Origin of the sequence: Saccharopolyspora shandongensis (assembly GCF_900106995.1) — a bacterium.
In the GTDB taxonomy this organism is placed as follows: domain Bacteria; phylum Actinomycetota; class Actinomycetes; order Mycobacteriales; family Pseudonocardiaceae; genus Saccharopolyspora; species Saccharopolyspora shandongensis.
Genome location: NZ_FNOK01000108.1, coordinates 1 through 11,652, shown reverse-complemented (window position 1 = coordinate 11,652; position 11,652 = coordinate 1). Strand labels below are relative to the sequence as shown.

At 68.9% G+C, this 11,652-nt stretch carries 9 protein-coding genes and 1 riboswitch; of the genes, 4 read left to right on the top strand and 5 right to left on the bottom strand.

Annotation, left to right across the window (positions count from 1 at the left end):
* On the bottom strand, positions 1 to 258 hold a 258-nt coding region (locus tag BLW84_RS50095), incomplete at its 3' end, for a helix-turn-helix domain-containing protein (RefSeq protein ID WP_281247504.1).
* 273 nt (positions 259 to 531) lie between these two features.
* A complete protein-coding gene (locus BLW84_RS45280; protein ID WP_245761835.1) occupies positions 532 to 861 on the bottom strand; it encodes a DUF4331 family protein in 330 nt (109 codons plus the stop codon).
* A gap of 132 nt (positions 862 to 993) precedes the next feature.
* Between BLW84_RS45280 and BLW84_RS45275 the strand changes: the two genes are divergently transcribed.
* The gene (locus BLW84_RS45275; protein WP_177227073.1) at positions 994 to 1,536 is read left to right on the top strand and encodes a DUF5134 domain-containing protein; all 543 of its coding nucleotides are present in this window, start codon (positions 994 to 996) and stop codon (positions 1,534 to 1,536) included.
* 10 nt (positions 1,537 to 1,546) lie between these two features.
* Here BLW84_RS45275 and BLW84_RS45270 read toward each other — a convergent pair whose 3' ends face one another.
* Complete coding sequence (locus BLW84_RS45270; protein WP_093278837.1) at positions 1,547 to 2,194, bottom strand: alpha-ketoglutarate-dependent dioxygenase AlkB family protein; 648 nt, start codon at positions 2,192 to 2,194, stop codon at positions 1,547 to 1,549.
* A 136-nt stretch (positions 2,195 to 2,330) separates the two neighbouring features.
* Between BLW84_RS45270 and BLW84_RS45265 the strand changes: the two genes are divergently transcribed.
* Positions 2,331 to 3,269, top strand: coding sequence for an ABC transporter substrate-binding protein (locus BLW84_RS45265; RefSeq protein ID WP_093278835.1), 939 nt, complete (start codon positions 2,331 to 2,333; stop codon positions 3,267 to 3,269).
* Positions 3,270 to 3,302: 33 nt separating this feature from the next.
* On the opposite strand, the gene BLW84_RS45260 is transcribed toward BLW84_RS45265, so the two are convergent.
* Entirely contained in the window at positions 3,303 to 5,672 is a 2,370-nt protein-coding gene (locus BLW84_RS45260; RefSeq protein ID WP_245761834.1) for a glycoside hydrolase family 3 protein, read from the bottom strand.
* 117 nt (positions 5,673 to 5,789) lie between these two features.
* Positions 5,790 to 6,003, top strand: a riboswitch (cobalamin riboswitch).
* A 110-nt stretch (positions 6,004 to 6,113) separates the two neighbouring features.
* Between BLW84_RS45260 and BLW84_RS45255 the strand changes: the two genes are divergently transcribed.
* Positions 6,114 to 8,528: a ribonucleoside-diphosphate reductase subunit alpha gene (locus BLW84_RS45255; RefSeq protein WP_245761833.1), complete on the top strand. Its 2,415-nt coding sequence runs from the start codon at positions 6,114 to 6,116 to the stop codon at positions 8,526 to 8,528.
* Between the two features lie 117 nt (positions 8,529 to 8,645).
* Complete coding sequence (locus BLW84_RS45250; RefSeq protein WP_093278833.1) at positions 8,646 to 9,719, top strand: ribonucleotide-diphosphate reductase subunit beta; 1,074 nt, start codon at positions 8,646 to 8,648, stop codon at positions 9,717 to 9,719.
* A 69-nt stretch (positions 9,720 to 9,788) separates the two neighbouring features.
* Here the strand turns inward: BLW84_RS45250 and ilvD are convergent, their stop codons facing one another.
* Positions 9,789 to 11,489 (bottom strand): dihydroxy-acid dehydratase, encoded by a 1,701-nt coding sequence (gene ilvD, locus BLW84_RS45245; protein ID WP_093278831.1) that lies wholly within the window; start codon positions 11,487 to 11,489, stop codon positions 9,789 to 9,791.
* Positions 11,490 to 11,652 lie beyond the last annotated feature (163 nt).

Here is an 11,652-nt window from a genome sequence, read left to right as displayed (position 1 = left end):
GGACAGCCTGGGCATCCGCCCGGCACGACCGGCGCCCTCCAGCGCCTCGTGGCCACCTGTCAACCACGCCCGGTGCCACTTCGATGCGGTCTGCTGTGATACCCCCAACGCCGAGGCCACATCGACCTGCCGCTCGCCCCGCTCGAACATCTCCGCCGCCCGCCTCCGCCGCTCACGCAGCGCCTCGAAATCCCGCCTAGCGGCGCCAGATTTGTTCTCACGGGACTGCTTACCCGTCGATCGTGAAGACCTCGCCACGCCACAATCATCCCACCGGGCAACACAAACCAAGCACAACGACACACCCTATAACCAAAAGATCATTAACGATGTCAAACGACCATTATCAATGCCACCCAACGAGCGTTTGCAATCGCTGTTAATGAAGAAAGCGGCAGGTATTGAGCAACCACGTCAAATACTGTCGAACGTTGCCCCGGAATCATCGGGTTCGGGGTTCGAGTCCCTGTTGGCGCACTCTATATGCGGAACACCCTGCTTACGCGGGGCGTTTCGCTTTTTCATATCTCATCATCGTTTTGGGGGGCCAAGCCCCCCCAGGCCCCCCACGGTGCGGGGCGCACCGTGCTCGCCGAAGGTCACCCGGAACATGATGTCCTCGACCGCATCCCCTTCAGTGTCCATTTTGAACTCGTACACGCCCTCGGGGTGGCAGGCACCCGCACCGGACAGCGGGTTGACGTTGATGACGAACGTCGTTCCGCCGGTGCCGCGGGACAGGTAGACATCGCTGATGTCCAGCCGCGGATCCTGCCGGGCGAGCGGGGAATCGAGGTGGCGCGACATGAGCGCTCCGGTGGTCGGGCCGATATTGGCGCCGACAGACCGCAAGGTCGCCATCAGCTCGTCGCCGTCGGGGTGCCCAGGCGAGCAACAGGAATGCGCGGCAGACCTAGACCTCGGCTGGTCGGCTCGCGAACAATCGGCCACAGGCAGTCGCCAAGCGTGCGCGGAACGTCGCGGAAGGTGGACATGATCGACCTCCTGATCACCGTCGCGGTCATCGTGGTGACCTCCGCTTGCCTCGCCCGCCTGCTGTTCCGGCGCACCAGCGTGGACGTGGTGCACGCCGTGATGGGCGTCGGCATGGTTGCAATGCTGGTGATTCCAGTGCTTCCGGCGGCTGTTTGGGCGGCGCTGTTCGTCGCCTGCGCGGCCTGGATGGGCGCGCTCGCGCTGCGCCGCCGTCCGGCGGGCGCCTACCTGCACCACGCGGTCGGCGGGCTGGCGATGGCGTACATGTTCGCCGCCGCACGGGAACCCGAGCCCACCACGCACCTGCTGTCGACCACGCACTCTCCCGGGCATGCCCACGGAACCGCGCTGACGGTCGTCGGAACCCACTCGGCCGGTTTCGCCTTCCCGCTGGTGGCGTGGACGCTGGCGGTCTACTACGTGCTCAGCGCGGGCATCGCCGGGACCGACCTGCTGCGCACCGGTGAGGCGAAGCTCGCCGGCGCAACGGAGCTGGTGCTGTCCCTGGCCATGGTCTACATGTTCCTGACCATGCTGTGAGCCGCGCCGATCAGTCCATTCCGGACACTCGGAGGGTGATGTTCAGGCGGCCCGCCGTCATGCCTATCTCCGGTCCCGTGCCCGGGTACGTCTTCGGCACCCCGTGGTAGGCCAGGCGGGACGGGCCGCCGAAGACGAACAGGTCACCCGAGCACAGCTCCACGTCCGTCCACGGCCTGTTGCGGTTCTCCGCGTTCCCGAAGCGGAAGACGCAGGTGTCGCCGAGGCTCAGCGACACCACCGGCTCCCGGCTCCGCTCGTCGCGGTCCTGGTGCATGCCCATCCGCGCGTCCGCGTCGTAGAAGTTGACCAGCGCCACGTCCGGCCGGTAGTCCTCGGCGGCGCGGCCGTAGGCGTCGGCCAGCGCTTTGCGCCCCAGGTCGCCGAGCCAGTCCGGGAACGGCGTGACCGGGGAGCCGTCGCCGTCGTCGACCGTTCGCGAGTAGCGGTAGGGATACCAGTGCCAGCCGAGGCACACGGTCCGCACCGACATCACGCCGCCGCTGGGCAGCCGCGCCGATCGCATGCCCGCCGGCGAACGCGCCCATTCGCGGCACGCGACGACCAGTTCTCGCTGCTGCTCGACGTCCAGCCAGTCGGGCACGTGCACCGCGCCCGAGGCGATCTCGGCCCGCTCTCGTGGGATCAACGACTCCACATCAGCCCCTCTACCACGCCAAGATCATCGCGGGTCGGCGATCTCCGCGTGAGAACGCTCTCAATGCTGGTTTCGTTACTCCGTTCAGGTTAGGCTTGCCAAACTTTTGGAGCCAACCGGACAGGCAGGGAGCACCATGTTCCGTCCTCGTCGACTGCTCGCGGCCATCACCGCCGTGCTCGCGCTCGGTACCGCCGCGGCGTGCGGCACGTCGACCCCCGAGCAGTCCCCCGCGCCCCAAGGCACCGAGCGGATCGTCACGCACGCCAAGGGCCAGACCAAGATCACCGGCACCCCGCAGCGGGTGGTCGTGCTGGACACCGGAGAACTCGACGCGGTGCTGGCGCTGGGGATCAAGCCGATCGGAACGGTGCTGCCGGACGCCAACAAGACGCTGCAGCCGTACCTCGCCGAGAAGGCCGGTGACATCGAGATCGTCGGCACCATCGGCTCGCCCAACCTGGAGAAGATCACCGCGCTCCAGCCCGACCTGATCCTGTCCAGCAAGGTCCGCGACGACCAGAACTACGAGGCGCTGAGCAGGATCGCGCCGACCGTGTTCGCCGAGACCGTCGGCAAGACCTGGAAGCAGAACTTCCTGCTCGACGCCGAGGCGCTGGGCAAGAAGGACGAGGCGCAGCGGATCCTCGACGCCTACCAGCAGCGCGCCGCCGAAATCGGCAAGCAGGTCGGTGACCCGGCCGCCCGCAAGGTCAGCATGCTGCGGTTCATCCCCGGCGACATCCGCCTGTACGGCAAGGGCTCCTTCATCGGCACGATCCTGTCCGACGCGGGCTTCGGCCGGCCCGACAACCAGCAGATCGAGCAGACCCACACCAAGATCAGCCGCGAGCAGATCTCCCAGTCCGACGGCGACCAGCTGTTCTACGCCGCCTACGGCGAAAGCGCCAAGCAGCAGATGACCGACGTGGTCGACTCGGTGCAGTGGACGACCCTCAACGCCGTGAAGAACGGCAAGGCCGTCGAGGTCGCCGACGACACCTGGTTCCTCGGCCTCGGCCCGATCGCCGCCAACCTGGTCCTGGACGACCTGCAGAAGGCATTCGCCAAGTAGTGCCCCGGAGAAGAGCCCGTGGGTCCGCCGGACTCACGGGCTCTTCGCTGCGCTGATCCGCAGATCGCCGGCGCTGCGCCCAACGCGCAGCTCGCCCGCCCCGGGCTCGACGTCCACCACCACCGACACCTCGGCTCCCGCCTCGGCCTCGGCGACGGCGAACCCCGCCAGCCGCAGCGGCTCCGCGGCGTACACCTGCACCACCTCGCGGCCCGCTCGGTCGCCGGTGTTGCGCAGCTCGACCCGCACGCCCTCGCCTTCGGCGACGGCCTCCAGGTACTCCCAGGTCGTGTACCCGAGCCCGTGTCCGAAGTGGAACGCCGGTGTCACGTCCCGGTCTTCGTACGCGCGGTAGCCGACCAGGGTTCCCTCGGTGTAGTGCAGTTCGCCGTCCACCGGCTGCACGCCGGGCAGTGGGACCGGGACGTCGGCGAGCTCGGCCGGGAACGTCGTCGGCAGCCGCCCGCCGGGCTCCGCCTCGCCCAGCAGCACATCGGCCAGCGCGTCCCCGTACTCCTGGCTGCCGAACCAGGTCCACAGCACCGCGGGCACATCCGCGGCCCACGGCATGAGCACCGGCGAGCCCGCGTTGACCACCACGACGGTGTTCGGGTTCGCCGCTACGACCTTGCGGATCAGCTCGTTCTGCACGCCCGGCAGGTCCAGCGAGTCGCGGTCTCGGCCCTCCGTCTCGACCTCGTCGTTGGTGCCGACCACGACCACCGCGACATCGGCGTCCCGGGCGACCGCGAGGGCCGCCGCGAGTTCGCTGGCGTCGTCCCATTCCCGTGCGCGGTGCCCGATGCCGACCGCCACCAGCGCATCGAGGCTCTCCGGGGTGAACTCCACGGTCAGCGCGGCCCGACCGGCGTCGTCCAGGTCCGATTCGACGAGCACCACGTTGAACCGCTGCTCGGGCGGCTCCAGCATGTCGCCCATCGGGTCGTCGATCCCGTCCGCGCGCACCACGTCCGCGGCCAGCACCTCCCGGCCGGCGAGTTCGACGCGGAAGCCGCCGGTGCCGTTCACGCCGAACACGTGCTCGCCGACGTCGAGGCGGAGATTCCCCCGCAGCCGCAACGACTTCGTCCCGGCAGGCAGGCCGCCGAGCCACAGCAACCGCTCGGTGCCGCGCAATTCGCTTTCGAGCACCTCGCCGTCGGCGCCGAGGTAGTCGACGCGCAGGCGGCTGCCCTCGCCGTCCGGATCGGTGACCTCCGCTTCCTGGATCACGTCCAGCAGCCGCCGGTGCCGGACACCGCGCTGGTACAAGACATCCGCGTCCGGCAGCGCCGCCCGCAGGCCGTCCAGCGGCGTCACCACGTGCGGCGGGCTGACGTGCGAGGAGCCGCCGCCCTGCACCGCTGGGATGGTGGCGTTCTCGCCGATCACCGCGACCTTGGCGACCTTCCGGTCGATCGGCAGCAGCGGCGCGCCGGAGACGACCTCGTTGCGCAGCAACACGAATCCCTGCGCCGCGAGCCGCCGGATGACCGGCCGAGCCTCCTCCGGCGGACCGCCACCGCCGGGCTCGGAGTCCTCGAACGCGCCGACGCGGTCGGCCAGCCGCAGGATGCGCAGGACCTTGTCGTCGAGCACCGCTTCGGGAACTTCGCCCCTCTCCACGGCCTTCGCGAGTTTCCCGTCGCTCCAAGGGCTTTTCGGCCCGGGCATCGCCAGGTCGAGGCCGCCGAGCGCCGCTGCCTGGAGCGAGCGGGTGGCGAACCAGTCCGACACGAGCACCCCGTCCCACCCCCACTCGCCCTTGAGGATGTCGTTCACCAGCGCGGAATTCTCGGTCATCGTGCTGCCGTTCACCGAGTTGTAGGCGGCCATCAGCACCCACGGCGAAGCCTTCGCGATGATCCGCTCGAACGGCTTGAGGTAGAGCTCGCGCAGCGTCCGCTCGTCGACGATCGCGTCGTAGCCGAAGCGCTCGGTTTCGCTGTCGTTGGCGACGAAGTGCTTCGGCGTCGCGGCCACCCCGCGGGACTGGATGCCCGCCACCACCTCGGCGCCGATCTCGCCGATCAGCAGCGGATCCTCCGAGAAGTTCTCGAAATGCCTTCCGCCGAACGGACTTCGGTGCACGTTGACGGTCGGCGCCAGCACCACGTGCACGCCCCGGCGGCGCGCCTCGTCGCCGAACATCTCCCCCGCGGTCCGCGCCGCCGCCCGGTCCCACGTCGCCGCCAGCGCGGACGCCACCGGGAACAGCAGCGAGGTGTCGCGCTCGTCCCAGGCCGTGCCGCGCACCCCGTTCGGGCCGTCGGAGAGCACCAGCGACCGCAGCCCGATCTTCGGCATCGGATGCAGGGTCCAGAAGTCGGCTCCGGTCGGCAGCCGCGCCTTGTCCGCCACGGTCAGCTCCGAAAGCAACGACCGAAGCTTCGCCTCGTCCACCGGTACCCCTTTCGCCAGCCCTTGGCCGCCCAGTCTCGGCCACTGCGCCCGGACTGTCGACCGGTACCGCGCCACGCCGTTATCTGCCCATGCACACCGCCTCCGAACCCAACATGTAGTGTGTCGATCGCTGGTGGTTCACCGGAGGCGTCCGGTGAGGCAAGAGGGAACCCGGTGCGAATCCGGGACTGCCCCGCAGCGGTGAACGGGAACGAACGTCGTGACCCGGCTGCCGAACGGCAGCGGGTAGAGCACTGGGCGAACAGCCTGGGAAGCCACGACCACTAGGCCGCCCGTGAGTCCGAAGACCTGCCATCGGTGCACGCGCGAAGCGTGCTGTCCGGGACCTCGAGGGCGGGTCCGCGCGGACGACCAGCGGCTTCCGCCGCGGGTCTCCTCGCGCGCCGTCGCGGTCCACCGAGCTCGCGAGGGAGAGAGCCCGTGACGGCGACACTCAACGACTGGACCCGCGTGTCCACTGTGGTCCACCAAGCCTGCGCCGGGCTGTCCGGCGTGTCCGCTGAAGCCGTGCTCGACGAGGTGCGGCGCACCGGCTACACCGGCATCAGCGACGACGAGCTCTCGCTTACCCAGGTCATGGCGGCGCGCACGCTGATCGAGACCGAGCCGAACTACTCGCAGGTCACCGCCCGGCTGCTGCTGGACCGGATGCGCCGCGAGGCGCTGAGCTACCTGGGCGAGCCGCAGGAGGCCGACCAGGAGGAGATGCGCGCCCGCTACCCGGAGTACTTCGCCGACTACGTGCGGCGGGGCGTCGAGCTGGAGATGCTGGCCCCGGAGCTGGGCGCCTTCGACCTGGCGCGGCTGGGCGGCGCGCTGGTGGCGGAACGCGACCTGACCTTCGGCTTCCTCGGGCTGCAGACCCTCTACGACCGGTACTTCCTGCACCACGACGGCACCCGGTTCGAGCTGCCGCAGGCCTTCTTCATGCGGGTCGCGATGGGCCTCGCGCTGCGCGAGGACGACCGCGAGGCGCGGGCCATCGAGTTCTACCACCTGCTGTCGTCGTTCGACTTCATGTGCTCGACGCCGACGCTGTTCAACGCCGGCACCACCCGGCCGCAGCTGTCGTCCTGCTTCCTGACCACTGTGGACGACGATCTGTCCGGCATCTTCCACTCGATCAGCAACAACGCGCTGCTGTCGAAGTACGCCGGCGGGCTGGGCAACGACTGGACGCCGGTGCGCGGCATCGGCGCCCACATCAACGGCACCAACGGCAAGTCGCAGGGCGTGGTGCCGTTCCTGAAGATCGCCAACGACACCGCGGTGGCGGTCAACCAGGGCGGCAAGCGCAAGGGCGCGGTGTGCGCGTACCTGGAGACCTGGCACATCGACGTCGAGGAGTTCCTCGACCTGCGGAAGAACACCGGCGACGACCGCCGCCGCACCCACGACATGAACACGGCGAACTGGGTGCCCGACGAGTTCCTGCGCCGCGTCGAAGCCGACGAGCAGTGGACGCTGTTCTCCCCGGACGAGACCGCTGACCTGCACGACCTCTACGGCAAGGCGTTCGCCGAGCGCTACCGCGCCTACGAGCAGGCCGCCGAACGCGGCGAGATCAAGGTGTTCAAGCGGGTCCGCGCGGTGGAGCTGTGGCGGCGGATGCTGACCATGCTCTTCGAGACCGGCCACCCGTGGATCACGTTCAAGGACCCGTGCAACCTGCGCTCGCCGCAGCAGCACAACGGCGTCGTGCACTCCTCGAACCTGTGCACCGAGATCACCCTGAACACCAGCACCGACGAGGTGGCGGTGTGCAACCTCGGGTCGATCAACCTGGCCCGGCACGTCACGGCCGACGGCATCGACGCCGAGAAGCTGGAGCGCACCACCCGCACCGCCGTGCGGATGCTGGACAACGTCATCGACATCAACTTCTACACGATCCCCGAGGCGCGCCGGTCCAACCTGCGGCACCGGCCGGTCGGGCTGGGGCTGATGGGCTTCGCGGACGCGCTGTTCGTGCAGCGCATCCCGATGTCGTCGGACGCCGCGGTGGCGTTCGCCGACCGCAGCATGGAGCAGATCAGCTACCACGCCATCGCCGCGTCGAGCGCGCTGGCGGCCGAGCGGGGGCGCTACGAGTCCTTCGATGGTTCGCTGTGGAGCCGCGGCGTCCTGCCGATCGACTCGCTCGAACTGCTCGCCGAAGCCCGCGACGGCGACGTCGACCTGGACCGGTCGGCCACGCTCGACTGGGAGGCGCTGCGGGCGCGGGTGGTGCGCGATGGCATGCGCAACTCCAACGTGATGGCGATCGCGCCGACCGCCACGATCTCCAACATCTGCGGCGTCAACCAGTCGATCGAGCCGGTCTACCGCAACCTGTACGTCAAGGCGAACATGTCCGGCGACTTCACCGTGGTCAACCCGCACCTGGTCGCGGACCTGAAGCGGGCCGGGCTGTGGGACGACGCGATGGTCGCGGACCTGAAGTTCCACGACGGCAGCTTGCTGCCGATCGAGCGGATCCCGCAGGAGCTCAAGGAGCTCTACGCCACCGCGTTCGAGATCGAGCCGCGCTGGCTGGTGGAGGCCGCGGCACGGCGGCAGAAGTGGATCGACCAGGCCCAGTCGCTGAACCTCTACGTCAGCCGGCCCAGCGGCCGCACGCTCGACGAGCTCTACCGGCTCGCCTGGCACAAGGGCTTGAAAACCACGTACTACCTGCGCTCCACCAGCGCGACCCACGTGGAGAAGAGCACCCTGCGCGGCACCGACGGCAAGCTCAACGCGGTGCCGACGGCGGTCCCGGTCTCGGAGATCCCGACCGCGGCGCCCGGCGCGGCCTGCTCGGTCGAAGACCCCGACTGCGAAGCCTGCCAGTGAGGACGAACCTGCCGTCCGGCGTCGGCCCAGCCTGACGCCGGACGCCGGCCACACCCCAAACCACCCGACGCAGTTTCAATCGAAACTGTCCGCATCACCGTTCTGGAGCACCCGCGCATGACCACCACCCAGCCGAACGCCGCTGCCGGGCTCGGCGAGATCGACCGCTCCGGCGGGCGCGTCGCCGTCGGCGACAAGGCGATGATCAACGCTCGCGCCGACGTCAACCAGCTGCTGCCGCTCAAGTACGGCTGGGCGTGGGAGAAGTACCTCGCGGGCTGCAACAACCACTGGATGCCCACCGAGATCTCGATGCAGGCCGACATCGCGCTGTGGAAGTCCGCCGACGGCCTCAGCGCCGACGAGCGCCTGCTGCTCAAGCGCAACCTCGGGTTCTTCGCGACCGCGGAATCGCTGGTGGCCAACAACATCGTGCTCGCCGTCTACCGGCACATCACCAACCCCGAGTGCCGCCAGTACCTGCTGCGGCAGGCCTTCGAAGAGGCCGTGCACACCCACACCTTCCAGTACATCTGCGAAAGCCTCGGCCTCGACGAGGGCGAGCTGTTCAACATGTACCGCGAGATCCCGTCGATCGCCGACAAGGACGCCTGGGCGCTGCAGTACACCCGCAGCCTGGAGGACCCGGACTTCGCCACCGGCAGCACCGAGGCCGACCAGGCGTTCCTCCGCGACCTCGTGGCGTTCTACGTGATCTTCGAGGGCATGTGGTTCTACACCGGGTTCGCGCAGATCCTCGCGCTGGGCCGGCGGAACAAGATGGTCGGCATCGCCGAGCAGTACCAGTACATCCTGCGCGACGAGTCGATCCACCTGAACTTCGGCATCGACTGCATCAACCAGATCAAGCTGGAGAACCCGCACCTGTGGACCGAGGAGTTCCAGGCCGAGGTCCGGCGGATGCTGGCGGAGGCCTGCGAGCTGGAGATCGCCTACGGGCGCGACACGATGCCGCGCGGCCTGCTCGGCATCAACGCCGAGCTCTGCGCCCAGTACATGCACTTCATCACCAACCGGCGCTGCGCCCAGCTGGGCCTGGAGCCGGTGTTCCCGGAGACCGACAACCCCTTCCCGTGGATGTCGGAGGCCATGGACCTGAAGAAGGAGAAGAACTTCTTCGAAACCCGGGTGATCGAGTACCAGTCCGGCGGCTCCCTCCAGTGGGACTGACGCCCGAGAGCTGAAGCGAACGGCCTGTTCACTCCGATCGGAGTGAACAGGCCGTTCGCTTCGGTTCGATCACTCGCAGACCGCTCCTTCGGCCGCGGAGCCGACCAGCTTCGCGTACTTCCCGAGCACGCCCTTGCGGAACCGCGGTGCCGGCGGCGACCAGTTTTCCCGGCGACGCAGGAGTTCTTCGTCGGCGACGAGCAGGTCCAGGGTCCGGTTGGCGAGGTCGAGGCGGATCGGATCGCCGTCCTGCACCAGCGCGATCGGTCCGCCGTCGGTCGCCTCCGGCGCCACGTGCCCGATGCACAATCCCGTGGTGCCGCCGGAGAAGCGGCCGTCCGTCACCAGCAGCACGTCCTTGCCGAGCCCAGCGCCCTTGATCGCACCGGTCACGGCGAGCATCTCCCGCATGCCAGGCCCGCCACGCGGTCCTTCGTAGCGGATGATGACCACGTCGCCGGGCTTCAGCGTGCCGTCCTCCACGGCATCCATCGCCCCCTGCTCGCCGTCGAAGACACGCGCTGTGCCATCGAAGCTCACCGAATCGAAACCCGCGCTCTTGACCACAGCGCCGTCCGGCGCGAGCGATCCGCGCAGGATCGTGAGCCCGCCGGTGGGGTGGATCGGGTTCGAAAGCCGGTGCAGCACCTCGCCGTCGAGGTCCGGCGGATCGAGCTCGGCGAGGTTCTCCGCAACGGTGCGGCCGGTCACCGTCATGCAGTCGCCGTGCAGCAGCCCGGCATCGAGGAGGGCCTTCATCATCACCGGCACGCCGCCGATCCGGTCCACCGCGGGCATCACGTACCGGCCGAACGGCTTGACGTCGGCCAGGTGCGGCACGCGGTCGCCGATCCGGTTGAAGTCGTCCAGCCGGAGGTCGACCTCGGCCTCCCGGGCGATCGCGAGCAGGTGCAGCACGGCATTGGTCGATCCGCCGAAGGCCATCGTCACCGCGATCGCGTTCTCGAACGCCTCCTTCGTGAGGATCTGCCGCGCGGTCAGCTGCCGGGCCAGCATGCCGACCGCAAGCCGGCCGGCCTCGCGGGCACCCGCATCGCGGCGCCGATCCACCGACGGTGGGCTGGCCGACCCCGGCACCGACATGCCGAGGGCCTCGGCCGCGCAGGCCATGGTGTTCGCGGTGTACATCCCGCCGCAGGCACCTTCGCCCGGGCAGATGGCGCGCTCGATGCGATCCACCTCGGCGCGCGTGATGAGGCCCCGCGCGCACGCCCCCACCGCCTCGAAGGCGTCGATGATGGTGACCTCTCGGTCATCTACGCGGCCCGGCAGGATCGAGCCGGCGTAGACGAAGACCGACGCCAGGTCCAGCCTCGCGGCCGCCATCAGCATGCCCGGCAGGCTCTTGTCGCAGCCCGCGAGCAGCACGGAGCCATCGAGCCGCTCGGCTTCCATCACGGTCTCGACGGAGTCCGCGATGATCTCCCGGGACACCAGGGAGTAGTGCATGCCGACGTGCCCCATCGAGATGCCGTCGGAGACCGAGATCGTGCCGAACTCCATCGGGTATCCGCCGGCCTCGTGCACGCCCTCCTTCGCCGCCTGCGCCAGGCGCTGCAGCGAGAGGTTGCACGGGGTGATCTCGTTCCAGGAGGACGCCACCCCGATCTGGGGCTTGGCGAAGTCGGCGTCCTGCATGCCGACGGCGCGCAGCATTCCGCGCGCCGCGGCCCGCTCCATTCCTTCGGTGACCTCGCTGCTGCGAGGCTTCAGCGTGCGTTGGTCGCTCGTGAGCTTGGCATGGTCCACGCCCCGACTGTAGTCCGCATCACACCCGAAGCGCCTGCCACAAGACGACGCATCGGAGCCGGAAATAGAAAAAGGGTCCCTTCTCTTCCGGATAACCGGAAAAGAAGGGACCCTTCTCAAATAGTGTGTCGGCGGTGTCTTACTCTCCCACACCCTGTCGAGT